The 23,772-nt window shown below is 70.0% G+C and carries 14 protein-coding genes and 2 pseudogenes; 11 read left to right on the forward strand and 5 right to left on the reverse strand.

Annotation, left to right across the window (positions count from 1 at the left end; genetic code table 11):
- Positions 1-471, reverse strand: a pseudogene (locus V6V89_RS31165) (hypothetical protein); the annotation flags it as partial.
- A gap of 260 nt (positions 472-731) precedes the next feature.
- Between V6V89_RS31165 and V6V89_RS41895 the strand changes: the two are divergent.
- On the forward strand, positions 732-1,034 hold the full coding sequence (locus V6V89_RS41895) for an SEC-C metal-binding domain-containing protein (RefSeq protein ID WP_442935255.1): 303 nt from the start codon (positions 732-734) through the stop codon (positions 1,032-1,034).
- A gap of 151 nt (positions 1,035-1,185) precedes the next feature.
- Here the strand turns inward: V6V89_RS41895 and V6V89_RS31170 are convergent, their stop codons facing one another.
- Complete coding sequence (locus V6V89_RS31170) at positions 1,186-2,217, reverse strand: hypothetical protein (RefSeq protein ID WP_334623098.1); 1,032 nt, start codon at positions 2,215-2,217, stop codon at positions 1,186-1,188.
- A 110-nt stretch (positions 2,218-2,327) separates the two neighbouring features.
- Between V6V89_RS31170 and V6V89_RS31175 the strand changes: the two genes are divergently transcribed.
- The 4 genes and pseudogenes from V6V89_RS31175 (at position 2,328) to V6V89_RS31190 (ending at position 4,655) form a co-directional block, all read left to right on the forward strand.
- On the forward strand, positions 2,328-2,450 hold the full coding sequence (locus V6V89_RS31175; RefSeq protein WP_334623099.1) for a hypothetical protein: 123 nt from the start codon (positions 2,328-2,330) through the stop codon (positions 2,448-2,450).
- Positions 2,451-2,861: 411 nt separating this feature from the next.
- A pseudogene (locus V6V89_RS41900) lies at positions 2,862-2,942 on the forward strand (hypothetical protein); the annotation flags it as partial.
- 364 nt (positions 2,943-3,306) lie between these two features.
- Positions 3,307-3,636 carry a hypothetical protein gene (locus tag V6V89_RS31185; protein WP_334623102.1) on the forward strand — a complete coding sequence of 110 codons (330 nt, stop codon included), beginning with the start codon at positions 3,307-3,309 and terminating at the stop codon, positions 3,634-3,636.
- A 119-nt stretch (positions 3,637-3,755) separates the two neighbouring features.
- Positions 3,756-4,655 carry a dienelactone hydrolase family protein gene (locus V6V89_RS31190; protein WP_334623103.1) on the forward strand — a complete coding sequence of 300 codons (900 nt, stop codon included), beginning with the start codon at positions 3,756-3,758 and terminating at the stop codon, positions 4,653-4,655.
- Positions 4,656-5,133: 478 nt separating this feature from the next.
- On the opposite strand, the gene V6V89_RS31195 is transcribed toward V6V89_RS31190, so the two are convergent.
- The gene (locus tag V6V89_RS31195) at positions 5,134-5,649 is read right to left on the reverse strand and encodes a hypothetical protein (protein WP_334623104.1); all 516 of its coding nucleotides are present in this window, start codon (positions 5,647-5,649) and stop codon (positions 5,134-5,136) included.
- An 84-nt stretch (positions 5,650-5,733) separates the two neighbouring features.
- Between V6V89_RS31195 and V6V89_RS31200 the strand changes: the two genes are divergently transcribed.
- Positions 5,734-7,239 (forward strand): PQQ-dependent sugar dehydrogenase, encoded by a 1,506-nt coding sequence (locus V6V89_RS31200; RefSeq protein WP_334623105.1) that lies wholly within the window; start codon positions 5,734-5,736, stop codon positions 7,237-7,239.
- Between the two features lie 508 nt (positions 7,240-7,747).
- On the forward strand, positions 7,748-8,500 hold the full coding sequence (locus V6V89_RS31205; RefSeq protein ID WP_334623106.1) for an ROK family protein: 753 nt from the start codon (positions 7,748-7,750) through the stop codon (positions 8,498-8,500).
- On the opposite strand, the gene V6V89_RS31210 is transcribed toward V6V89_RS31205, so the two are convergent.
- Both V6V89_RS31210 and V6V89_RS31215 read right to left on the reverse strand, forming a co-directional pair.
- Positions 8,497-11,289 carry an ATP-binding protein gene (locus V6V89_RS31210; protein WP_334623107.1) on the reverse strand — a complete coding sequence of 931 codons (2,793 nt, stop codon included), beginning with the start codon at positions 11,287-11,289 and terminating at the stop codon, positions 8,497-8,499. The two genes, V6V89_RS31205 and V6V89_RS31210, sit on opposite strands and share 4 nt — an antisense overlap.
- Positions 11,290-11,349: 60 nt before the next feature.
- Positions 11,350-11,553 (reverse strand): hypothetical protein, encoded by a 204-nt coding sequence (locus tag V6V89_RS31215; protein ID WP_334623108.1) that lies wholly within the window; start codon positions 11,551-11,553, stop codon positions 11,350-11,352.
- A 167-nt stretch (positions 11,554-11,720) separates the two neighbouring features.
- Here V6V89_RS31215 and V6V89_RS31220 point away from each other — a divergent pair, with 167 nt between their 5' ends.
- The 4 genes from V6V89_RS31220 (at position 11,721) to V6V89_RS31235 (ending at position 23,765) form a co-directional block, all read left to right on the forward strand.
- Complete coding sequence (locus tag V6V89_RS31220) at positions 11,721-15,026, forward strand: LamG-like jellyroll fold domain-containing protein (RefSeq protein WP_334623109.1); 3,306 nt, start codon at positions 11,721-11,723, stop codon at positions 15,024-15,026.
- A 148-nt stretch (positions 15,027-15,174) separates the two neighbouring features.
- Positions 15,175-21,165 carry an RHS repeat-associated core domain-containing protein gene (locus V6V89_RS31225; RefSeq protein WP_334623110.1) on the forward strand — a complete coding sequence of 1,997 codons (5,991 nt, stop codon included), beginning with the start codon at positions 15,175-15,177 and terminating at the stop codon, positions 21,163-21,165.
- 153 nt (positions 21,166-21,318) lie between these two features.
- Positions 21,319-23,094 (forward strand): AfsR/SARP family transcriptional regulator, encoded by a 1,776-nt coding sequence (locus tag V6V89_RS31230; protein WP_334623111.1) that lies wholly within the window; start codon positions 21,319-21,321, stop codon positions 23,092-23,094.
- Between the two features lie 14 nt (positions 23,095-23,108).
- Positions 23,109-23,765: a response regulator transcription factor gene (locus V6V89_RS31235; RefSeq protein WP_334623112.1), complete on the forward strand. Its 657-nt coding sequence runs from the start codon at positions 23,109-23,111 to the stop codon at positions 23,763-23,765.
- Positions 23,766-23,772 lie beyond the last annotated feature (7 nt).

Raw genomic sequence — 23,772 nt, forward strand, 5'->3', positions numbered from 1 at the left:
ATACAGCACGGCGATGCCTATCAGCGGCAGCCCGACGGTGCGGGTGGTCGTCGCGGCCGCGAGCAGCAGGCCCGCCCCGCCACAGGCCACGACGCCGGGGCGCCGCGACCAGCACAACGCGAGCATCCCACCGACCAGCAGCGCGGTGAACAGCGCCTCGGCCAGCAGAAACTGCTCCAGCAACGCCGTGCGCGCGTCCAGTAGGAAGACCGCCACCGCCGCCGTGGCGATCCAGCGCCGCACACCGCGGCGCACCATGAAGGCGTACAACGTTGCCGCGACCGCCAGCCCGATCAGGTGCTGCACGACGACGACGAGCCGCACGGAGTGAAACGGCAGCAGGAGCCACAGAAACCAGGAGTACCCCATTGGCCGCGCCGCGTTGGGGACCAGCGTGTACGCCGCGCCCAGGTAGACACTCGAGTCGCCGGTGAACCACAGGCCGGGCGAGTACGCGAGCGTCGTCAGCAACCGCAGCAGCGGCCCCGGCCGCGAAAATCACCAGCACGGGCCAGTGCGCGGGCACCCAGTGGAGCCGTTTCGGTACCCAACGTTCTGCCCATGGTGTCATGCGTATCCCCCCGTGTCGGTCAGCTACCTGGAGACGCGACAAGGGGTGCTTCCGTTTCCAAAATCGCGTGTATTGGCCGTTCGGTCGGTCCGAATAGGCCAGACGTAGGGCGGGTCACCGAGATGACACAAACCAGTCGCGCGTGGTGATGGTGATTTCTATGCTTGGCGCGTTCGTTGACCTCGATGGAGGAGGCAGCCATGTACCACGACCACGACGCCGAGGCGTCCTTTTGAGCCGACCAGCAAGCGCCGCAGGGGTTCCCTCTAGCGAGACCCAGGTCAAGCGCGGCGACCGCGTCGTCGGCGTCGACACCGAGTTGGTCGAGAAGCTGGGCGGAAACGATCCCTGCCCGTGCGGCTCCGGGCGCCGGTTTCAGGCGCTGCTGCCGCGGTGGCGGCCGCTACGACGACATCAACGACCACTACTACGTCCGCGACTGACCCCGCAGGGCAGACGCTGAGGCACGTCGCGCCTTCCCGCCGATCAAGGGACTCTGCGTGGATCAAGGGCAAACGCACGCGGAAATGAGATCGAACCACGCGCGTTTGCCCTTGATCGGCGGGGAGAGCGCGCGCTGAGGTGCGGGCAGGGGTGGGGGTGGGCGGGGCGGGCTATGGGTGGGTGGCGGCGAGGGTTTCGTCGAGCCAGGCGAAGTACTCAGTTGGCGGCTGGGAGCCGATGAAGATCTCGCCATGTTCCTCGATGACGATCAGGCCGTGTCCGCGTCCGCGGAGCAGCCCGGCCATCTCGTGGCCCAGGGCGGGCTCACCGCAGGGCCGGCGGCCGAGGCGAAAGCCGCGCTCGAACTCCGGGTTACGGGTGATCTGCCGGCTGGCGTGAGTGTGGATGAACGCCCACATGTGCGGCAGCCGCTCGGTGAGGACGAACAGCTCGACCGAGTCGGCGGACGGCAGCGCGGGCCCGCGGAAGGTCAAGACGTTGGACGCTTCGTCGTAGCGCTCCACGAGCACGAGACGGCTCTCATCCAGCGGCGCCTTGCAGGTGCGGGTCGCCGTGACGACCAGGCCCTCGTCGGTGCGGACCGCGATGCAGCCGTCGCCGGGGCCGCGGTGCCACAACTGGCCGGCCTTGATCCGGTCGGAGGCGGCGCGAAAGAAGGGCAGGACGCGGTCGCGCAGGCCCGGTGGCAGCTCCGTTCCGGCCTGGTGCGGCTCGTACCGTACGCGGACCGACTCCGCGATCATCGCGTCGATGATTTTGAAGTTGGAGACGAGGAACGTCTCGCCGAGCGTCAGGTCGGGCCGGATGATATTCAGCCGGTCGTGGGTGGCGCGCTTGACGGCGTCGATCGCGGGGATGGCCTCGCGGGACGCTCGCGCGTCCGGATACGCGAAGGCGATGCTCGCCGTGTCGTACGCCTCGCCGAGCCGGCCCGATGTGGCGTCCAGCAACGCTTCGTCCAATGGCCCGTCCCACACCGTCATCAGATGGTGCAGGCCCCGCGCGAGCTCCCGCGAGGTGGGCGGCCTCGACAGGCGGGTGAGGCTGAAACCGTACCTGCGTGCGGCTTCGCCAGCGAGTTCCACGAGCCGGTCACGCACCCCGAGCCGGTCGTGGACGACCAGGTCGACAGCCGCCTCTTCCCGGGTGAGCTTGGTCGCGTAGTCATAACTATCGGCCATACGCGTCACGACACTCCGGTTGGCGACGAACCAAACACCCATCGTAACGGCGCCTGTCAATGTCGGCCTATGTCCGCAGGCCACGGTTCCGCGCCGGATAGGGTGATGCCGTGCGAGCCGCCGATCTTGCCGCGCCCTTCCCCACCGTGAGCCTGAGCGCGCCCCCGCTGGAGGCGACCCGCCTCGCGGAGCAGGACCCACCCGGCCTCATCGTGGTGGTGCTCGGCAGGTGACCGGCGCCGCGAGGGCCGCCACAGCGGTCTTCGTCGTCGTCGCAACGGCGCTGACGGTCGTCGTTGTCGGTCGCGGCGGCGGCGTGAGCGTGCTGCACGTCGTGCTCACCCCGGTCGTGGGCTGGTCGTTCGGCCTCGCCGGCCTGGTCGCGTGCCTGCGCCCGCGGTGGCGTCGTCTGGTGCGCCGCGCTGGTGGCGTGCGCGGCGCTGGTCGGCAATCTCGCCAGCGGCTGGCTGGCGCCCGACCTCGCGCTGGCGCTGTGGGTGGTGTTCTCGGCCGCGTTCGCGGCCGTGCCGTTCGGATTCCTGGCCAGTGACCAGCTGGAAGGCCTCACCGCGCGGCTCGGCGCCGCCGAGCGGCGGCGCATCGAGCGAAACCTGCACGACGGCGCGCAGCAGCGCCTGGTGTCGGTGGCGTTCGCGCTGGGCGTCGCACAGTCGCGGCTGTCCGGCGACCCGGCGGCGAGCGCCGCGCTGGCCGAGGCCCGGGCGGGCCTGGCCACGGCGGTGGACGAGCTGCGCCGCCTGAGCCAGGGCGTCCATCCCGGCGTCCTCGTCGAGCGCGGGCTCCGCGCGGGCGTCGCGGAGCTGGCGTGGGCTTCGCCGGTACCGGTAGAGGTCGAGTGGCACGCGCGCGACGGGCGGCTGCCGGAGGCCGTCGAACTGGCCGGGTACTACGTGGTCGCGGAGGCGCTCGCGAACGTGGCGAAACACGCACGGGCCACCGCCGTCCGCGTCCGGTTGGCGGAACGGCGCGGGCGGGTGAGGATCGAGATCGTGGACGACGGCGTCGGAGGCGCGGACAACGCCGGCGGCAGCGGGCTGCGGGGCCTCGCCGACCGGGTCGAGGCCGTGGGTGGCACACGTCGAGCTGCACCAACGCCTCGATGCCGGACACGTGCCCCAATGGTTCGACGAGGGCCTGGCGGTGCTGGTCGCAGGCGACGAGCGGTACCTGCTGCCGGACACCGGCGGGGACCGGTGCCGGGTCGCTTCGGGCTCCGCCGAGGCGTTGCCGGAGACGCTCGCGGAGTGGTTGCGCACCGCGAAGGCCGACGAGCAGGTGTACGCCAAGGCGGCGTGCCGGGTCAGCCGGTACGTGGACGCGGGTGGCGGCCCCCGGACGGTGCTCGCCCTGATCGACGCCCTCAACCGTGGCGAGCCCTTTCCCGCGCTCACCCCGTAGCGCTCCACCCGCCGATTCGTCCGCGCGGAACGCAACCTGCGCGACGACCGCCGCCGAGGCATCGAAGGGCGTTATCGTCGTTCCGTTAGGCCGGTCTGAAAAAATCTGAGGGAGGGGCCATGACGGAGCTTCAGCGGTACCTCGCCGAGGAGGTCGCGGAAGACCTCGCCGACGGGCTCATCACGCGACGGGAGGCGGTGCGGCGGCTGGGCCTGCTCGGCCTGAGCGGAGCGGCGGCTACGGGGCTCCTGGCCACGTTCGCCACCGCACCGGCGTCCGCGAGCCCGGAGACTCAGGGCAGCGGGCGCGGCGCGGCCGAGACCAGCTGGGCGCCCGTGCCCCGCGAGTCGATCACGTTCGCCGGCCCGCGCGGGCCGTTGCTGGCCGCCTGGGCGGCCGCCGCCAAGCCGCGCGGCGGCGTCCTGGTCATCCACGAGAACCGCGGACTGACCGAGCACATCCGCACGGTCGCCGGCCGGCTCGCCGCCAGCGGGTACTCGGCGCTGGCGCTCGACCTGCTCTCCGAGGAGGGCGGCACCGGGGCGTTCCCCGGCGAGGCCGAGGTCGCCGCCGCCCTGTCGGCCATCCCGCCGGAGCGCTTCGTCGCCGACATGAAGGCCAGCGTCACCGAGCTCAAGCGGCGCGTCCGCGGCAGGAAGCTGGCCGCGATCGGCTTCTGCTTCGGCGGTGCCATGGTGTGGCGCCTGCTCGCGTCCAACGAGCCGCGCCTGGCGGCGGCCGCGCCCTTCTACGGCCCGTTCCCGACCGACGGCGACCTTTCCGGGTCCCGCGCGGCGGTACTCGGCGTCTACGGCGGGCTCGACACGCGCGTCAACGCGACCCGGGCCGCGGCCAGGGCGGCGCTCGACGCGGCCCGGCTGAAGTACGAGCTGCTGACGTTAACCGAGGCCGACCACGCCTTCTTCAACGACACCGGTGCCCGCTTCAACCCCCACGCCGCCACAGAGGCCTGGCACCGCGTCCTGACCTGGTTCGACGCGGCCGACGGCCACCACTGACCCCCACCCCACACTGCTCGCGCGCCCCCTTGCCGTCGATCAAGGGCGAATGCACGTGGTTCGATCTCTTTTCCGCGTGCGTTTGCCCTTGATCGATGCGGATGCCCTTGATCGACGGCGGCCTGTAGCGGGCAGGTGTGGCGGGCCCGCGCCCGCGGTCGGTGGACCATCGCGTCGATGGGCGCTTTCTTGACGGCGGCGCCAGCGCCGCCGCTCGCGAGATCTTGCGAGTTAGGGCGAATAGCGCTCGGCAAGTTTCGCCACCGCCACCGCCACCGCCACCGCGGCCGCGGTGGCGCATGCCCGGCCACACCCCGCGAGATCCGCCGAAGCGCCAGCGCGGGCGAGTTCTGCGAGCAGATCTTGGCGGGCGGCGTCGCTATACGTGAAGATCTGTATGCCAGCGGCGTCCGTCGCGACCAGGGGCCTCTCCAGGGGCCAGTCACCGCCGGCGCGCCTTCGCCGCGGGGCCGGGGCGCTAAGGGGCGATCTGGTACACGTAGCGGCCGTCGGCGGAGACGACGGCTCGGACGGGGGTGCCTTCGGCGAGCCGGTCGTAGTCCGCCCTGCCGACCGTCCACGCGACGATCTCGTCGTGGGTGCCGTCGTCCACGGCCACGCTGTAGATCTCCTCGCCGTACTGGCGGCTGAGCCGGTCGATGACCACGCCCTCGACGGTGTGCCGGCCGGTTATGTTGCGGGCGCCCGCGTACACCGCCCGGACCGCCACGTACGCCGCCGCGACCGCGCCGATCGCCAGGCCGCACCCGAAGACCAGGGCGACCGGTTTCGGCACCGGGGTGCGCACGAAGCTGGACAGCAGCGGCGCGGCGAGGCACGTCAGCACGACCGCCATGGCGCCCGCCGCGACGCCGCTGGTGAGCACCGAACCGGGCCGTTCGGCGGTGTGCCAGGGGTGCGTGACGCGCACCCGGCGCTGCCGCCCGCCCACCCGGGAGATCACGGTGCGTACGACGTCGAGCTCAGACCCCACCGCTGCGGTTTACCGATCGAATCGACGGCTGTCAAGACGAGTGCTACATTGACAATGATCACTGTCTGAGCGAGGGAGTGGATCGTGCGTACACGTCTAGCCGTGGCTGGCTTCGCGGCCCTGGTGATCGGCGCGGGCGGGGCCGGCCTGGCCGCCGCCGCGACCGTCGAGGATCCCGGGCCGGTGGTGCCACTCGCCAACGGTAACTTCAACTGGTCGCAGCCGCAGACTGTGGCGTCCAACCTCCAGATACCGTGGGGCCTTGCGTTCCTGCCGGACGGCAGCGCGCTGGTCAGCGAGCGCAACACCGCCCGGGTGCTGCGCGTCCAGGTCGGGCAGGCGCCCCAGCAGGTCGCCACGATCAACGGCGTCTCCGCCACGGGGGAGGCGGGCCTGCTCGGGCTGGCTGTGTCGCCGACCTTCGCGCAGGACAACCTGGTCTACGCGTACTTCACGTCGAGCTCCGACAACCGGATCGTCCGGTTCCGGCTGGACACCCCACAGACCCAGACGCCCATCCTGACCGGGCTCGCCCGGGCCAGCATCCACGACGGTGGCCGGATCGCGTTCGGCCCCGACGGCATGCTGTACGCGGGCGTGGGCGACGCCGGCAACACCGCCAGCTCGCAGAATCCGCAGAGCCGCAACGGCAAGATCCTGAGGATGCGCCCCGACGGCAGCGTGCCGCCGGACAATCCGACCTCCGGCTCCCTGGTCTACAGCCTGGGCCACCGCAACGTGCAGGGCCTGTCCTGGGACTCGGCCGGCCGGCTGTACGCGAGCGAGTTCGGGCAGAACACCTGGGACGAGGTCAACCACATCGTTGCCGGGGGCAACTACGGCTGGCCCACCGTCGAGGGCCGGGCAGGTGACCCGCGCTTCCGTGACCCGATCGTGCAGTGGACCACCGCTGAGGCGTCCCCCAGCGGCGCGGCCGTGGACGGCAACACGCTGCTGGTCGCCGCGCTGCGCGGTACCCGGCTCTGGCTCGTGCCGTTGACCGGCAACGGCGGCGCCGGCACCCCGACCGCCCAGCTCCAGGGCCAGTTCGGCCGGCTGCGTACGGTGGCCGTGGCTCCCGACGGATACCTCTGGGTCGCCACCAGCAACCGCGACGGTCGCGGCACGCCCGCCGCCACCGACGACCGGATCTTGCGCTTCGCGCCGGTCGGCGGGCCGACGAGCCCTCCGCCGACCACGCCTCCGCCCACGACCCCTCCGCCCACCACACCGCCGCCCACCACGCCGACACCGACCACACCGCCGCCCGGCGCCGGGAACTGCGTGGTCGGGTACCAGGTCAACCAGTGGAGCAACGGCTTCACCGCGAACGTCACCGTCACCAACCGGGGCCCCACAACCAACGCGTGGACGCTGACGTGGAGCTTTGGCGGCAACCAGACGATCAGCAACGCGTGGAACTCCACGGTCACCCAGAGCGGCACCTCCGTGACCGCCCGAAACGTCTCCTGGAATGGCACCATCGCGACGAATGCCAGCGTGACGTTCGGCTTCCAGGCCAGCTACTCCGGCACCAACGCGAGGCCCACCGAGTTCCGCCTGAACAACGCCGTATGCACCGTGACCTAACGGCGCTCCGTCGATCAAGGGCAAACGCACGCGGTTGGATCTCTTTTCCGCGTGCGTTCGCCCTTGATCGATGGGGATCTCCATGATCGACGCCGTTGGGTTGAGCGAGCCCTTGACTCGATGGCGTTCGGCCCTTGATCGACGCTCACGCTGGGAGTTCGACGGCGCGGCGCTCGTGTGGCGATGCGCCGCCCGCTGCCAGCCGACCGTAACTGAGCGTTCCGCTGGGTTGTGGTTACTCTCCGCACTTGAGTGCGGTGGCCGCACCATTGCTCGGGCGCGGCCTTGCCCTGCTTCCCTCTAGGAAACCTTCCTCCACCTGCGACTACACGGTTGGGGAAGGCTGGCCGGCGGCCCTGAAGGTTGCGGTGTGTAACCGTTTCCTCCCGGGAAGCAGGGCGCAGCGGCGCGAGCGTTCGCGTGACCTGTGACGTGTCGTTGCACACAGTGATCGGGAGGGCGGCTCGCGCCCGGAGCGTGGAAGGGCCTCCGGTGCGATGATCGGGGCGTGACCACCACGCTTGCGATCGACTGCGGTGGGGGCGGTATCAAGGCATCCGTCCTGGATGAGGCCGGCACCATGCGGGCCCATCCGGTGCGGGTGCCCACGCCGTACCCGCTGCCGCCGGCACTCTTCGTGCAGACGCTCAAGGATCTCGGCGGCAAGCTACCCGCAGCCGACCGGGCCACCGTGGGCATGCCCGGGATGATCCGGCACGGCGTCGTGGTAGCCACCCCGCACTACGTGACCCGCAACGGCCCGCGTACCAAGGTCGACCCCGACCTGGTCGTCCAGTGGGAGGGATTCGACGCCCGCACCGCGCTCGCTGAGGCGTTCGGCGTGCCGACGCTCGTGCTCAACGACGCCGAGGTGCACGGCGCGGGCGTGGTCGCCGGCACCGGCCTGGAGCTGGTGCTGACGCTCGGCACCGGGCTCGGCTGCGCGCTCTTCGACGGCGGCGTGCTGGCCCCGCACCTTGAGCTGTCGCAGGCGCCGGTGCGCTGGGGGCTGAGCTACGACACGTACATCGGCGAGCACGAACGCCGCCGGCTGGGCGACGCGTTCTGGTCGCGGCGCATCCGGACCATCGTCGAGGGGTTGCGGCCGGTCTTCCTCTGGGACCGCCTGTACATCGGTGGCGGCAACTCCCGGCGCATCCGCCCTGAGCAGCTCGAACGTATGGGCGACGACGTGGTCATCGTGCCCAACACGGCCGGCATCATCGGCGGCGTACGAGCCTGGTCCCTGGCCCGCCCCTAGCGGTAGTGCCTGCGCCGCTGCTCGTCCAGGCGCGCGAGGTCCCATGTTGCCTCTAGGGCGGTGTAGCGGACGGCGGCCTCGTCCAACTGGCGTTCGGCCTGGAGCAGGTCACCAGTATCAGCGAACGCGGAGGCCGCCCCTTCGAATGCCTGGGCAGCGGGCAGCGGCCTGCCGCCATCCCGATGTCGGTGTGCGGCCTCGAGCAGGAGCTGTGGGTCGTTGCTGACAAGACCGCGGCAATGGAGCGCAACGGTTGACAGCCGGGGGAGTTTCGAACCGCGCGTCAAGGACTCCGCGCGGTCGGTGACCGCGCGCGCGACTTCACGATCTTCTACCCGCATGGCGAGTCGAGCGGCATCGACAAGTAGGTGCGTAACGACCTCGTTGTCCTCACTCGCTGACAGCGCGGCGAGAAGGACGTCCAAGGCTTCACCAAGCGCGGCAGCTTGTTCGCGCCACAGGCTCTTCGCGAGCACGTGCGTTGCCACAAGACGGCCGCCGAGACTGGCTCCAAACTCGGCGGCCTCAGCGAGGTAGCGGTCAGCCGCCGGGTCGCCGCGATGCATCGCCACACACGCCGCAACACTATGTCGGACACAACCCGCGAAAGGATCACCACGGGCGTGCGTAAGGCCACTTTCGGCTGTGACGTCTTCCCAGCGGCCGATGTCGAACTTCAGCTCTTGGAGAAGCGCTTCGGCCGGGATCAGTCGCGCCACGTTGCCTGCCGCGCGGGAAGCCTGTCTGGCGTCCTCGGCTATGGGGATGGCGAGGTCGTAGCGGTCGATGTTGCCGTACGTCACCGCTTGGTTGATCTTCAACATGAGGCGGAGGTCGGCCAGCGGCGGATCGTCGTCCGTCAGTGCGATCGCCTGATCGAACAATGGCAGCGCGGCTTCCGGGTCTCCCTGCATCCCGTACACGATCGTCTGGACAGCGAGTGCCCAGCTGGTGGCCCATCGATCGTTGACGGTGGTCGCGAGCGAAAGCGCCGCCTCTGCGAGCTCGGCGGCTTTGTCTACCCGGCCCCGGGAACAGTGTGTTCGGGCCATGAGCACCAACAGCCGAGCCCGATGCGTCGGATCCATCGGCTGCGTGCTCACCGTGGGCTCCAGAATCGCGATCACCTCATCCGGTCGCCCGGCTCGAGGCAGGCAATGTGCGAGTGTCCAGTGCAGCGCGACTAGCACATCCGCGTCTGCCACCCACGTCAACGCGCTACTGGCTACGCGGATCGCGCCCACGGCATCACCGACGCGGGATAGGGCATCGGCGAGTAGGGAGGTCAGGAAGGCACGTGGGGGGTCGACATTCGGCAAGCCCTCGATCGCCCAACCCAGCAGCCGGACTGCCGCCTGTGGTGCCCTATTTACCAGGTGTTGGCCGTTTTCGACCAACCAGGGTCTGATCCATTCTTCGACCGGAGCGACTTCGCCCCCGTCCAGTCCAGGGAACAACTGCCTCGCGACCCGCTCGGCTGGGACACCCGACTCAGCCAGAGCGTGTGCGGCCTGACGGTGTCGCGCGGCTCTGATGCCGGACGGGATCGCGTGGTAGAGCGCCTCGTGGATCATCGGATGCCCGAAGGCGAGTTCCTGACCGGCATCACGCAGGACACCGGTTGCGACTGCCTCCTCGATCAGAGGCAGGACCTCGATGGTGTTCAGCGCCGATACGGCTGCCAATTCAGGCGCCGAGAACCTGGCACCGAGCAGAGCCGCGGCCTGTAGGACATTTAGAAGCGGAGATGACAGGAAATCCAGGCGGTCCGCGATCGCTTCCCTGAGAGAGCCGACGATTGGCCCGCTGGCCGCATCGACCTGGCCGCCATCGCTGATGAGTGCGTCCGCTCGAATCAGCGCGTAGATCAACTCGGTGAGGTAGAGCGGGTTGCCGGCAGCCCCGCTGGCCAGATGCCGCAGCTGCGGCCCCGGCCGTCCGCCTGTCCGGCGAGCGAGGAACTCGTTCACCTCATCGTCCGAGAAGGGGCGTAGCCGCAGCCGCCCGGTGCGCTCGATCAAACGGCGCAGCGCAGTCACGTGATGGGGGCGGGGCACCGGTCGGATCGCGCAGGCGAGCAGCAACGGAATGCGCCGGGCGGCCCGAGCCAGCAGCCCCAGGGTCCGGACGGTTGCCGGGTCGGCCCACTGCAGGTCATCGACGACCAGCACGACGGGGGCGGCGGTCGTGAGGTCCTCAGTCAGGGTGACAAGTCGATGCATGGCGCTCGTGACGAGGTCGTCGTTCGTAAGCCCCTGCCAGGTTGCTGAGTCGATGGCCTCGATCAGCGGAAGGAGGGGGATGGGGTGGCTCAGCTCGTCGCAGGTTGCCCAGAACGCCTGGTACCCGCGTTTATCCGCCGCGGAGCTTGCGGCTCGGAGGAGGGTTGACTTGCCTATCCCCGGCTCACCCTCGATGAGCACGACGCCGCCGTGGCCAGCCGCGAGGCTGTCGACGTATGTGGTGAGGCGCCCCAACTCCTCTCGGCGCCCTACGACCGACATTCCCGCCGTGTGTACTGTGGCCGCTCCGACGTCGGCGTCCTCGGCGTCGCGGGCGGCTGTCCACAGGCGTCGGACCAGCTCGATGTCGCCGCCGAGAGCATTGGCGACCGGTTCCAGCGACTGCCATCTGGGAACGCGAGTGCCGCGGAGTATGGCGTTGATGGTGGTGTGACTCAGTACGCCGCGACCGAGGGCGCATGACAGATCTCGTGAGCTCGGCTCGCCCGCCTGACGGTGCAGGCGCCGAAGTTCACGAGAGAGCGCCTGGATGAGGTCCTCACTCAACGTATGACCTTGGTTCGAGCAGCGCGGGACAGCGTTGACTACAGCATGTGACCGTTGCCGTCATGCGCACTCGTTGTCCGTCGTGCTGGACACGATGTCACTCGGGGCGACCTGGGGGTTGATGCTGGCAAGCAGCACGAGCAGCATCTCGCGCGATCTCAGTCTGTGGTCTGGGTTGGAGGACCAGACGTAGGTGGTGACCAAGATCGCGATCAACAGCGTGATGACCAGCAGCACGGAGATGAGCAGTACGAGCATCTTCACCGGCGACCTTTCAGGGGAGGAAGGACCGCGGTTCAGAATGGTGGCTCCGCGTCCTCGGGCCTACCGGTTGATACAGGTCTTTACAGGAGCTGACAGCAGAGCGTTCGGTGGGCCGAGAAATGGCGGCGTGGTGGCCTGGTGATGGCCGCTACGTGAATGCTGCCGCCATGCGTACCCGGAGCTGGTTGGTGGTGGGCGCGGTCGTCGCGGCGTCCGCGGTGGTGGTGCCGGTGCGGGCGGGGGCCGCGCCGCCGAAGGCACCGCGCACGGTGGGGGAGGCGGCGGCGCGGGCCGCCGCGGTGGCGTCGGGCAAGCGCGTGGAGGCGACCGCGCTGCGCACCGAGCGCCAGCAGGTGTTCGCGAACCCCAACGGCAGCTTCACGCTGGAGCAGTCGGTCATCCCGGTGCGGGTGCGTCGCGGCGCCGATTGGGTATCGGTCGACACCACGCTGCGCAGGAATGCTGACGGGACCGTCGCGCCCGCGGCGACCACACTGGACATGGCGTTCTCGGGCGGCGGTGCCGGGCCGATGGTGCGGATGCGTCGCGACGGCACCGAGTTGGCGCTGAGCTGGCCGGGACGACTGCCTGAGCCGGTGCTCAGCGGCGACACGGCCACTTACCCCGAGGTGCTGCCCGGCGTCGACCTGACGGTACGGGCCAGTGTGGAGGGCTTCTCGCAGCTGCTGGTGGTGAAGTCGGCGACGGCGGCGAGGAACCCGGCGCTGTCGCGGGTGCGGCTGGGCACCGCCACGAAGGGCGTGACCGTACGGGCTGCCGATGGCGGCGCGCTCGCGGCGGTGGACGTGAAGGGTACGCCGGTGTTCGAGGCGCCTGCGCCGTACATGTGGGACTCGTCTGGGAGCGGCACCGCCGCGCGCAAGCCGGGCGGCACGGTCCGCGCGATGCGGGTGGGTCTCAGTGCCGGCGAGGTGGCGCTGGTGCCGGACCGGTCTCTGCTGGCCGGTGCCCGCACGAAGTACCCGGTCTACATCGACCCGTCGTGGTCGGGTTCGCGTACGGCGTGGACGCAGGTGTGGAGCAACCTGCCGACGACTTCGTTCTGGAACGGCGCGAACGACGCCGAGGACGAGGCCCGGGTCGGGTACGACGCCACCGACGGGAAGAAGACCCGGTCGTTCTTCCGCTTCGACACGACCGGTGTCAAGGGCAAGCACATCATCAAGGCCACACTCCAGACGTTCGAGGTGTGGTCGCGCTCGTGCACCGCGCGCGAGGTGCAGGTGTGGGCTGTCAACCCCATCTCGTCGGCCACCACGTGGAGCAAGCAGCCGAGCTGGGTCACCAAGCTGGCGGCGAAGAGCTTCGCCAAGGGGTTCTCGTCGAGCTGCCCCGCCGGCGGCGTGGAGTTCGACGTGACGGCGCAGATCAAGAACTCAGCGAAGAACGGGTGGAGCAACGTCACCCAGGGCCTGCGGGCGTCCGCCACGGCGGAGTCCAACAAGGACACGCTGTCGTGGAAGCGCTTCCGCAACAACCCGTCCGTCACGATCGTGTACAACACGGTGCCGGGCAAGCCGACCAACCTGACCACGGATGGCTCCTCGATCTGCACGACGGGTTCGGGCCGGCTGGCGATCGGCACGGCCACCCCGACGCTGCGGGCCTCGGTCAGCGACGCCGACAACGCGGTGATGGCCCACTTCCAGTGGTGGAAGGTCGACGGTACGGCGCCGGTGGGCGAGTGGACGTCGGCGTCGGTAGCGGGCAAGAAGCCGACGACGGTGGCGAAGGCGATTCCGTCCGGCGCGTTCGCCAACGGGGCGATCGCCAAGTGGCGGGTGCGCGCCGAGGACGGCACCGACAGCAGCGCGTGGAGCCCGTTCTGCGAGTTCCAGATCGACACCAGCCGTCCGCCGATCCCGACGCTCACCTCGACGGCGTTCCCGGACGGCGCCGAGGGTGACGCGGTGATGGGTCGGGCGTCCACAGTGGAAATCGGGTCGAACGGCGGTACCGACGTCACGTCGTACGAGTACGTGCTGAACGGCGACTCGACGGCGCTGACCAGGAAGGCGACACCGGCGGCGGCCGGCGGGCCGGCGAGCGTGGCGGTCACCCCGGACCGGTTCGTCAACTGGATACACGTGCGCGCCGTCGACACGGCGGGCAACAGGTCGGCGGTGGCTACCGTCGTGTTCTACGCGGACGTACCGTCGGGGCCGGCTGGTGACTGGACGCTGGACGAGACCGAAGACGGCCTGGTGGCCGAGGACAGCTCGCCGAACGCGCGGCACGCCGCGCTGGGAGGCGGCGCAACCTGGGTCGACGGTGTATCCGGCGGCGCGCTGCGCCTGGACGGCACCAGCGGATACGCGGCGACGCCCGGCCAGGTGCTCGACACCACCAAATCGTTTTCGGTGAGCGCGTGGATACGGCTGACCGACAAGGCCCGCAACGCGGTCGCGGTCACCCAGGTGGGCAGCCGGGCCAGCGTGTTCGCCCTCTACTACTCCAGCTCGTACAACAAGTGGATCTTCAACCGGACGGCGGTGGACGGCGACACCCAGACGTACACCCGAGCCCTGTCGACCACCGTGCCGGCGGCCAACACCTGGGTGCACCTGGCCGGGGTGTACGACGCCACCGCGCAGCAGATCAGGCTGTACGTCAACGGCGTGCTGGAGGGTACGGCGTCCTTCACGACGCCGTGGAGCGCCACCGGCGCCCTCCAGATCGGACGGTCGAAGGTCGCCGGCAACCTCGGCGAGTACTGGCCGGGCGAGATCGACGCGCTGCGGGTGTACGACCGGGTGCTGTTGCCCGGTGAGGTGCAGCAGGTGCCGAAGCTGACCAGCCACTGGAAGCTCGACGAGACCTCCGGCACCACGGCGGCGGACGCGGTCGGCGGGCGCACAGCCACCTGGTCGGCGAGCGGCGTGTCCCGGACCACCGGGGTCCGCGGCAACGCGGTCGCGGTCAACGGCAGCACCGGTGCCCTCGCCACGACGGCTCCGGCGCTGCGCACCGACGGCAGCTTCGCGATCAGCGCCTGGGTGCGGCCGGACGCGGTGAACAAGAACGGGATCGCGGTCAGCCAGCTCGGCTCGGCGGTGGGCGGCTTCAACCTCGGCTGGGCCTGGAACGCCGACTACGGCGCGTACCAGTGGTCGGTGCGCACATCCGCGACGGACGCTTCGGGTTCGGCGGTTCGGGAGGCGACCGACCTGTTCACCAGCCCGACCGTCGGCACGTGGACGCACCTGGCGGCGGTGTACGACGCCGCGGCACACAAGCTGCGGCTGTACGTGGACGGCCAGGCGGTGGACGAGACGTACCACGCCAGCGCGTGGAATGCGGGCGGCAGCGTGCTCATCGGCCGCGGCCAGGCGTCCAACGTGACGGTCTCGCAGTACCTGACCGGTGGGATCGACGATGTGCGCACCTACTCCGGTGTCCTCAGCGACCAGGAGATCTTCGAAATTCATGGCGCGATCGCCAACGGCGACTAGTCAAGTAAAGGGAGGCGAACACATGTACCTCAAGTGGACATCTGGGGCCACCGCCGCAGTCATGGCCGCCAGTTTGTTAGTCGCCTCTCCTGCCGCTGCCGCGCCCCAGAAGCCGTGGCGGCCGCCCGCGACGCAGGCGGAGAAGTCCGTGCCCGTGAAGCCGTTTACGCCGCGCCGCCAGCGCGTCGCCACGGTGCCCGAGAAGGGCCCGGCGGCGGTGAGCTGGCCGGCCGCGGGCGAGGCCACGGTGCCGCTGCGTGCGACCCGGGCGCGGGCCGGCACCTTGCCGGTGTGGGTGACCGGCGCGAGCGCCGGCACCGCCAAGGTGAAGGTGCTCGACCGGGGCGCCACCGACCGGGTCGGCGTACCGGGTCTGCTGTTCACCGTTACCCCCAGCACCGCGCGCTCCAGGATGACCGTCGAGGTGGACTACTCGGCCTTCCGGTACGCGTACGGCGGCGACTGGGCGTCCCGGCTGCGCCTGGTGGAGCTGCCGGCGTGCGTGCTGTCCACTCCGGAGCGCGCCGAGTGTCAAGCCAGCAAGCCGCTTCCGACCCGTAACGCGGTCAAGGACGGCAAGCTGACGGCGGAGGTGAGCAGCGCGGCCGTGCTCGCCGCCGCGGCCGCCCCGTCGGGCAGTTCCGGCGACTACAGCGCGACGCAGTTATCGCGCTCGTCCTCCTGGGAGGTGGGCGGCTCGGCTGGCGACTTTTCGTGGTCGTACGAGATGGACGCGCCACCGGCTTTCGGCGGTCCGGAACCGGACCTGGACCTGAAGTACAACTCTGGCGGCGTCGACGGCCGTACGGCGTCGACCAACAACCAGCCGTCGTGGGTGGGTGAGGGCTGGGGCCTGTCCGAGGGCTTCATCGAGCGGCGCTACAAGTCCTGTTCGGACGAGGTCACGACCACGCCGAAGCCGTACGACCTGTGTTGGGAGACCGACAACGCGTTCGTCAGCCTGGGCGACAAGACCGTCGAGTTGGTCAAGGACGCGACCACCGGTGTGTGGCGCCTGCGCAACGATGACGCGTCCAAGGTGGAGCGCCTGACCGGAGCGACGAACGGCGACAACGACGGCGAGCACTGGAAGCTCACCGACCGCGACGGCACCCAGTACTTCTTCGGGCTGAACCGGCTGCCGGGCTGGGCGAGCGGCAAGGAGGTCACGAACTCCACGTGGAGCGCGCCGGTGTTCGGCAACGACTCGGGGGAGCCGTGCCACGCCTCGACGTTCGCGTCGTCGTACTGCTCACAGGCGTGGCGGTGGAATCTCGACTACGTCGTCGACTCCAACGGCAACGCGATGTCGTACTTCTACACCCCTGTCACCAACTACTACGGCCGCAACCGCACCGCCTCGGCCGGCACCGCCTACCACCGCGACGGCTACCTGAGCCGGATCGACTACGGCCAGCGCTCGGACACGATGTACTCAGCGGCAGCCCCGATGCGGGTGTCGTTCGATGTCGAGGAGCGGTGCGCTGCCGGCGCTACCTGCGGCACCGGAGCCCTCACCAAGGACACGGCGAAGAACTGGCCGGACGTGCCGTACGACCAGCAGTGCAACTCGGGCGCGACGTGCACCGACCTGTTCGCGCCGACGTTCTGGACGCGCAAGCGGCTCGCGGCGATCACCACGAAGGTGCTGGTGTCCGGCACCACGTACAAGGACGTCGACTCGTGGGCGCTCCGGTACCAGTTCCGCGAGCCCGGCGACGGCACGTCGCGACTGCTGTGGCTGTCGTCGATCACCCGCACCGGCAAGGTCGGTGGGTCGGCGGCGCTGCCGGCGGTCACCTTCGAGGGCGTGCAACTGGAGAATCGGGTCGACGCCGAAGAAGGCATCCCGCCCATGTACAAGTGGCGGGTCAGCGACGTCTACGACGAGTTCGGTGGGCACGTGCGGGTGAACTACTCGGGCAAGGAGTGCACGCGTGCGAACCCGCCGACACCGGATTCCAACACGAAGCGGTGCTTCCCGCACTACTGGACGCCGGAGGGGGCGACCGCGCCCAAGCTCGACTGGTTCCACAAGTACGTGGCGGTGCAGGTACTGCAGGACGACCAGTCCGGTGTGGCCGGCCTCGAGCAGACCGACTACGAGTACCTGGGCGGGGGCGCCTGGCACTACGACGACAACGAGCTGACGCCGGCCAAGCACCGGACGTGGAGCGAGTGGCGCGGGTTCGCGCGGGTGAAGGTGACGCACGGCGCGTCGGGCGACGTGCGGTCGCAGAGCGAGACGCTGTACTACCGCGGCATGGACGGCGACAAGCTGTCCAGCGGCACCCGGAGCGCGACGGTGACCGACTCCGAGGGTGTGGCGGTCGCCGACCACGAGGCGCTGGCCGGAAACCCGCGCGAGACCATCACTTACAACGGGCCTGGCGGTGCGGTGCTGGACGGTGAGATCCGCGACTACTGGGTCTCGGCGGCCACCGCGACCCGCGGCACCAACAAGGCGTACCTCACCGGTGTCAGCAAGCAGCGCAACCGGCTCGCGCTCGCGGCCGGTGGCTGGCGACGCACCGAGGAGCAGACGTCGTACGACTCGTACGGCCTGCCGTATCAGGCCAACGATCTGGGTGACACGTCGAGGAGCGACGACGACGAGTGTGTACGCACCACGTACGCCCGGGACACGTCGAAGATGATGATCAACTTCAAGTCGCGCGAGGAGCGGGTCTCCGTGGCCTGCACCGCCACACCCTCCCGCCCGAACGACGTGCTCTCCGACGTACGTACCTTCTACGACGGTTCCACGACGTTCGGCACCGCGCCGACCAAGGGTGACGAGACGCTGACCCAGGAGCTGGCTTCGTACTCAGGCACCACGCCGGTGTACGTGCAGTCGACCAGGGCCACGTACGACATTTACGGCCGCACGCTGGACAGCTTCGATGCGCTGGACCGGAAGACCAGCACCCGGTTCACGCCAGCGACCGGCGCCCCGGCGACGAGCAGCGTGACGACCAACCCGCTCGGGCACGTGGTCACCACCACGTACGAGACCGCGTGGGGCGACGAGACCGCCCTCGTCGACGCGAACGGGCGGCGCACCGACCTGACGTACAACCCGCTCGGCCAGCTCGCCGCCGTCTGGCTGCCCGGCCAGTCGAAAGCGGACGGTGAAGCGGCCAGCCAGAAGTTCACCTACCTGATCCGGACCGACGCCCCGAGCGCGGTCACCAGCGAGGCGATCCGCGACGACGGCGGCTACACCGCCGAGTACGCCCTGTTCGACGGGCGGCTGCGGCAGCGCCAGACACAGCGGCCGGTGCCCGAGGGCGGCCGGGTCATCACCGACACATTCCACGATTCGCGCGGCCTCAAGTCCCGTGAGAACACCGCCTACTGGAACGACGGCGCGGCCGGCACCACGCTCGTGACGGTCGCCGACAACACGGTGCCGGCGCAGACCATCTACGTGTACGACGGCGACGAGCGGGAGACCACCGAGATCTTCCGGTCGTACGGCACCGAGAAGTGGCGCACCCTGACCACCTACGGCGGTGACCGAGTGGCGGTCACCCCACCGGCCGGCGGCACCGCCACCACCACGGTCATGGACGCCGCAGGCAACACGACCGAGCTGCGGCAACACACCGGGGCGACGCCGGCCAGCGGGTACGACGCGACGAAGTACACCTACACCCGCGGTGGCGACGTCGCCTCCGTCACCGACGCGGTCGGCAACGTCTGGCGGTACACGTACGACCTGCGCGGCCGGAAGACCAAGGACGAGGACCCCGACAAGGGCACCACGTCGTACACGTTCGACAACGGCGACCAACTGCTCACGGCGACCGACGCCCGGGGCAAGACACTGGCGTCCACCTACGACGCGCTGGGCCGCAAGACGGCACAGTACGAGGGGTCGACGTCGGGCACGAAGCTGGCCGAGTGGACGTGGGACACCCTTGCCAAGGGGCACGCGGCCTCGTCGACCCGATACGTCGACGGAAACGCTTACACCACCGCGGTCACCGGGTACGACCTGAGCTACCGGTCACTCGGCACCATTGTCACGATCCCGTCCGCCGAGGGCGCGCTCGCCGGTACCTTCCGGACCAACACCGGGTACACGGATACCGGTCTGCCGCTGCTGGTCACCTATCCCGCGGCAGGCGGCCTCGCGGCGGAGACGCTGCGGTACAGCTACGACGCCCATGGGCGCCTGGCCACCGGCCAGACCGGACTGTCCACACTGCTCACCGGCGCGACGTACACGCCGTACGGGGAGCCGGCGCAGTACACGCTGCAGGCGGTCACCGGTAGACAGATGGTGCAGACGTTCATGTACGACGACGCGACCCGGAAGCTGAGCAGGTCGATCGTCGACCGGAGCGTCTCGCCGATGCGGCTGGCGGACGTGAACTACACGTACGACGCGTCGGGCAACGTTACGAAGATCGCCGACGGCGCCGACGTGCAGTGCTTCACGTACGACTACCTGAAGCGTCTGAGCAGCGCGTGGACGGCCAACAACAGCTGCGCCACCGCTCCGAGCGCGTCCGTCCTGGGTGGACCGGCGCCGTACTGGCAAGCGTGGACATACGACAAGACCGGCAACCGGCTGACGGAAACGAACTACAACACGACCACCGGTGCTGGCACGACGAGCGGCTACACGTATCCGGCGGCGGGTGCGGCCCGCCCGCATGCGCTCACGAGCATGACCACGGGCGGCCAGACCACCAGCTACGGCTACGACGCCACCGGCAACACCACCACCCGGCCCGGCCAGACGCTGACGTGGGACGTCGAGGGTCACCTGGCGACCGTGACGGAGAACGGGAAGACGTCGGAGTTCCTGTACGACGCGGACGGCGACCGCCTGATGCGCAAGGACTCTGACACGGTCACCCTGTACCTGGGCGGCACCGAACTGGAGCTGACGAAGTCGACCAACGCGGTCGCGGCGACCCGCTTCTATCAGCTCGGCTCGGTCAACGCGGTGCGTTCGAGCGGCGGCGGCCTGTCGTTCGAGGCCAAAGACCGGCTGGGCACAGCCCAGATCTCGGTCGACGCCGATGACCTGGCCGTCGCGCAGCGGCGGTATCTGCCGTTCGGTGAGCAGCGTGGCGCGGTACCGGCGAGCTGGCCGACGGAGAAGGGCTACATCGGCGGCACGGTCGACGGCAGCGGCCTGACGCATCTCGGCGCGCGGGAGTACGACGCGGGCACCGGCCGGTTCCTCTCGGTCGACCCGGTCGTCGACCACGACGACCCGCAGCAGATGAACGCGTACGCCTACTCGAACAACACGCCGGTCACGATGCACGACCCGGACGGCCGGTGGGCGGTGCTGCCGGGTGGCCACTACTGCGATGGCTGCAGCGGTGACTACGTCCACAAGCCGTCGAAGTCGAAGGGCAAGAAGAAGAAAAAGAAGAGCAGCAGCAAGAAGACGACGTACTACTGCGACAGCTGTAACTACTACAAGTACCACCGGCCCGCCAAGAAGGTGTACCCGGGCGACCTGCGCCAGCACGACAACCGGATCGCGGCGGAGGCGCGGCGGCTGGCCCGGGAGTACGCCGCGAAGAAGGCCCGCGAGGAGGCGGCGAAGAAGGCCAGGCTGGCGGCGAAGAAGGCGGCACAGAAGAAGTGGAACGCCTGCGTGGAGCAGTACGGCGCGCAACGCTCGGCGAAGTGCGGCGCGAACCCCAGCGGCAAGAAGAGTGGTGGTGGCGGCGGCTGGAGCTGGAAGTTCCCGAGTCCCGTCAAAATCGGCAAGCACCTGTGGAAGCACGGGTTCGCGAGCTGGCAGGTGTGCAACACCTCGTCTCACATGTGCGGCAAGGTCAAGATCCAGAACGGTCGGGTCTCGGTTCTGACGTCGTACAACACGACGCCCGCCAAGCCAGGGCTGGGCTCGCTTTTCCCGACCATCGGCTACGCGCACAAGTCCAGTGGCCGGGAGAAAGCCAGCACCAGCTATGCCTTCGGCCGCTACGGAGTCGGCGTCGGGGTGCGGAAGGACGGCTCCCTCAACTGGTCGGACTGGGACTATTCGGTCGGGACCAACCCCGCGGGAGGCTGGCGCGGCAGCGAGAACAGCGGCATCTCGGCGATGGGTATGAGCTACAACCTCACCGTCGCGAGCTGGTGCTTGATCGGAAGCTGCAAATGATGGGCTGCGTTATCGTTTCGTGACCATCCGACTAATGATCGTTCACCCGCGGATCCCTACGGTGTGACCGGGGGCGTGTCAATCGCGAGGAACGGTCGGTTCATGGAGTTGACGCGCGACAGTGCGGTTGGTGGTAGGCGTCCGGTTTTTCGGGTGCTCGGTCCGTTGGAGGTGCGCGGGGCGTCGGGACCCGTCCCGCTGACCGGAGCGCGGCAGCGCGTCGTCCTAGCGGCTCTGTTGGTACGCGCCAACAGGGTGGTTCCGCTCGGAGACCTCGTCGACGCGGTCTGGCCAGAGCGGCCTCCGGCGACCGCCCGCGACCAGGTGGTCAACGTGGTATCCGCGTTGCGCCGCCTGGTCGGCCGGGCGGTGGGCGCGGGATGGCTGGAGACCCAGCCGCCCGGATACGTCGTCCGGCTCGGCCCTGGCCAGCTCGACGTCGAAGACTTCGAGGAGCTGGTCCGCACCGCCGACGCCGCGGGCCTTGCGGGCCGGCCGGGAGACGCCGCACGGGCGCTGCGCGGCGCGCTTTCCCTGTGGCGCGGGCCGGCCCTCGCCGACGTGCCGGCCACGTTCGCGGCGACGGAGGCGCGCCGGCTCAGCGAGCTGCGGCTGGCGGCGGTCGAGAAGCTGATGGACGCGGAGTTCGCCGTGGGCCGGCATCGGGAGGTGGTACCCGAACTGACCCAGCTCGTCGCCGAGTACCCCTTGCGGGAGAGGCTGCGCGGCCAGCTCATGCTCGCCCTGCACGCGGCCGGCCGGACGGCGGACGCGCTGGCGGCGTACCGCAGTGGCCGCCGCCTGCTGGTCGACGAACTCGGCCTCGAGCCGGGTGCGGCGCTGCAGCGGATCGAGCGGGCGATCCTGACGGACACCGAGGTCGGCGAGCCCGCGACCGCCGGCCCGCCCGCGCAGCTCCCGCGCGACGTCGCCGACTTCACCGGGCGGCGCGCCGAGATCGCGGCGATCCGCGGACGGCTCGAAGCCCCACCGAGCACGGCGGTCCGCGTGGTCGCCGTCGTCGGCCCGCCCGGCGTCGGCAAGAGCACGCTGGTCAACCACGTCGCACACGGCCTGCGGGCGGACTTCCCGGGCGGCCAGCTCCACGCCAGCCTGCGCGGTGACCGCGACCCGTTCGAGGTGCTGGCTGAGATGCTGCGCGCGCTGGGTACGCCAGCCGGCGCGATCCCCGAGGACCTGCCCGAGCGGGTACGGCTGTACCGGTCCCTGACCGCCCAGCGGCGGCTGCTGATCGTGCTCGACGGCGTGGCCGGCGCGGCCCACGCCCGGCCGCTGCTGCCCGGCGACCCGGGCTGCGCGGTGCTGATGACCAGTCGCAGCGCCCTGACCGGCCTCGAAGGCGCGCACCGGATCACGCTGGGGGCCCTGCCCAGCGACGACGCGGTGGCGCTGCTGGGCGCGACAGCGGGACCGGGTCGGGTGACCGCCGAGCCGGCCGCCGCCCAGATGATCGCCGAACTCTGCGGCCGGTACCCGCTGGCCCTGCGGGTCGCGGGCGCCCGCGCCGCGGCCCGGCCGGAGCTGTCGCTGCGCCGGCTCGCCGAGCGACTGGCCGACCCTGAGCGGCGGCTCGACGAGCTGCGCGCCGGCGACCTCGACGTCCGGTCCAGCATGGCGGCCGGTATCGGCACCCTCCCTCCGGAGCTGGCACAGCCGGCGCGCCGGCTGGCGCTGCTGGGCGTCGGCAGCTTTCCACTCTGGACGGTCGTGGCGGTGCTCGGTGTCACCGCGGAAGCGGCCGAGGACCTCGTCGACCAGCTGGTGGACCGCCAGGTGGTCGAGTACGCAGGTGTCGACGACGCCGGACAGCACCGGTACCGGTTCCCGGAGCTGATACGGCTTTACTTGAGGTTTCCCAATCGCCACACGGCCGCGGACGCATGGTCCGGCGAAAGCGTGAGCGCGTAAAGGGGTGATGATCGATGCGCATACTGCTCGTTGAAGACGATCACCGCGTGAGCGCGGCGATGGTGGCGATGCTCCAACGCCGCGGGTACGAAGTGGAGCATGCCGCCACCGCGGCGGCTGCCCTCGCCGCGGCCCCCTGCGACCTGGTCCTGCTCGACCTCAACCTGCCCGACGGCGACGGTGTCGACGTGTGCCGCTCGCTGCGTTCGCGCAGCGAGCAGCTTGGCATCATCGCGGTGACCGCGCGCGGCGAGGAGCGCGACCGGGTGGTGGGCCTGCGCACCGGCGCGGACGACTACGTGGTGAAGCCGTTCTCCATGGCCGAGCTGCACGCGCGCATCGAGGCCCTGCTGCGCCGCACAGTCCGGCAGGCGCCGCGGTGCGAACTGATCGAGGTGGCGCCGATCAAGATCAACCTCGGTACCCGCGCGGTTGAGGTGAACGGGGCGTGCGTCACCCTGACCCGCAAGGAGTTCGACATCCTCGTCTCGCTGGCCCGGCAGCCCGGTTCGGCGGTCAGCTACGAGCGGATCCTGCTCGATGTCTGGCAGACGACGTGGTCGGGCCGGCACACTCTCGAGGTGCACATCGCGTCACTGCGCTCCAAGCTCGGCGTACCAAACCTGGTGCAGACGGTTCGGGGGGTGGGCTACAGGCTGCGAACGGGCTGATCGGAAC

The organism is Micromonospora sp. CPCC 206061 (assembly GCF_036906915.1).
GTDB lineage: Bacteria > Actinomycetota > Actinomycetes > Mycobacteriales > Micromonosporaceae > Phytohabitans.

Bases quoted from the DNA above. Each gene is read 5' to 3' on its own strand.
- V6V89_RS41895 (WP_442935255.1), top strand. From the start codon at position 732: ATGCTTGGCGCGTTCGTTGACCTCGATGGAGGAGGCAGCCATGTACCA.
- V6V89_RS31170 (WP_334623098.1), bottom strand. From the start codon at position 2,217: ATGGCCGATAGTTATGACTACGCGACCAAGCTCACCCGGGAAGAGGCG.
- V6V89_RS31190 (WP_334623103.1), top strand. From the start codon at position 3,756: ATGACGGAGCTTCAGCGGTACCTCGCCGAGGAGGTCGCGGAAGACCTC.
- V6V89_RS31220 (WP_334623109.1), top strand. From the start codon at position 11,721: ATGCGTACCCGGAGCTGGTTGGTGGTGGGCGCGGTCGTCGCGGCGTCC.
- V6V89_RS31235 (WP_334623112.1), top strand. From the start codon at position 23,109: ATGCGCATACTGCTCGTTGAAGACGATCACCGCGTGAGCGCGGCGATG.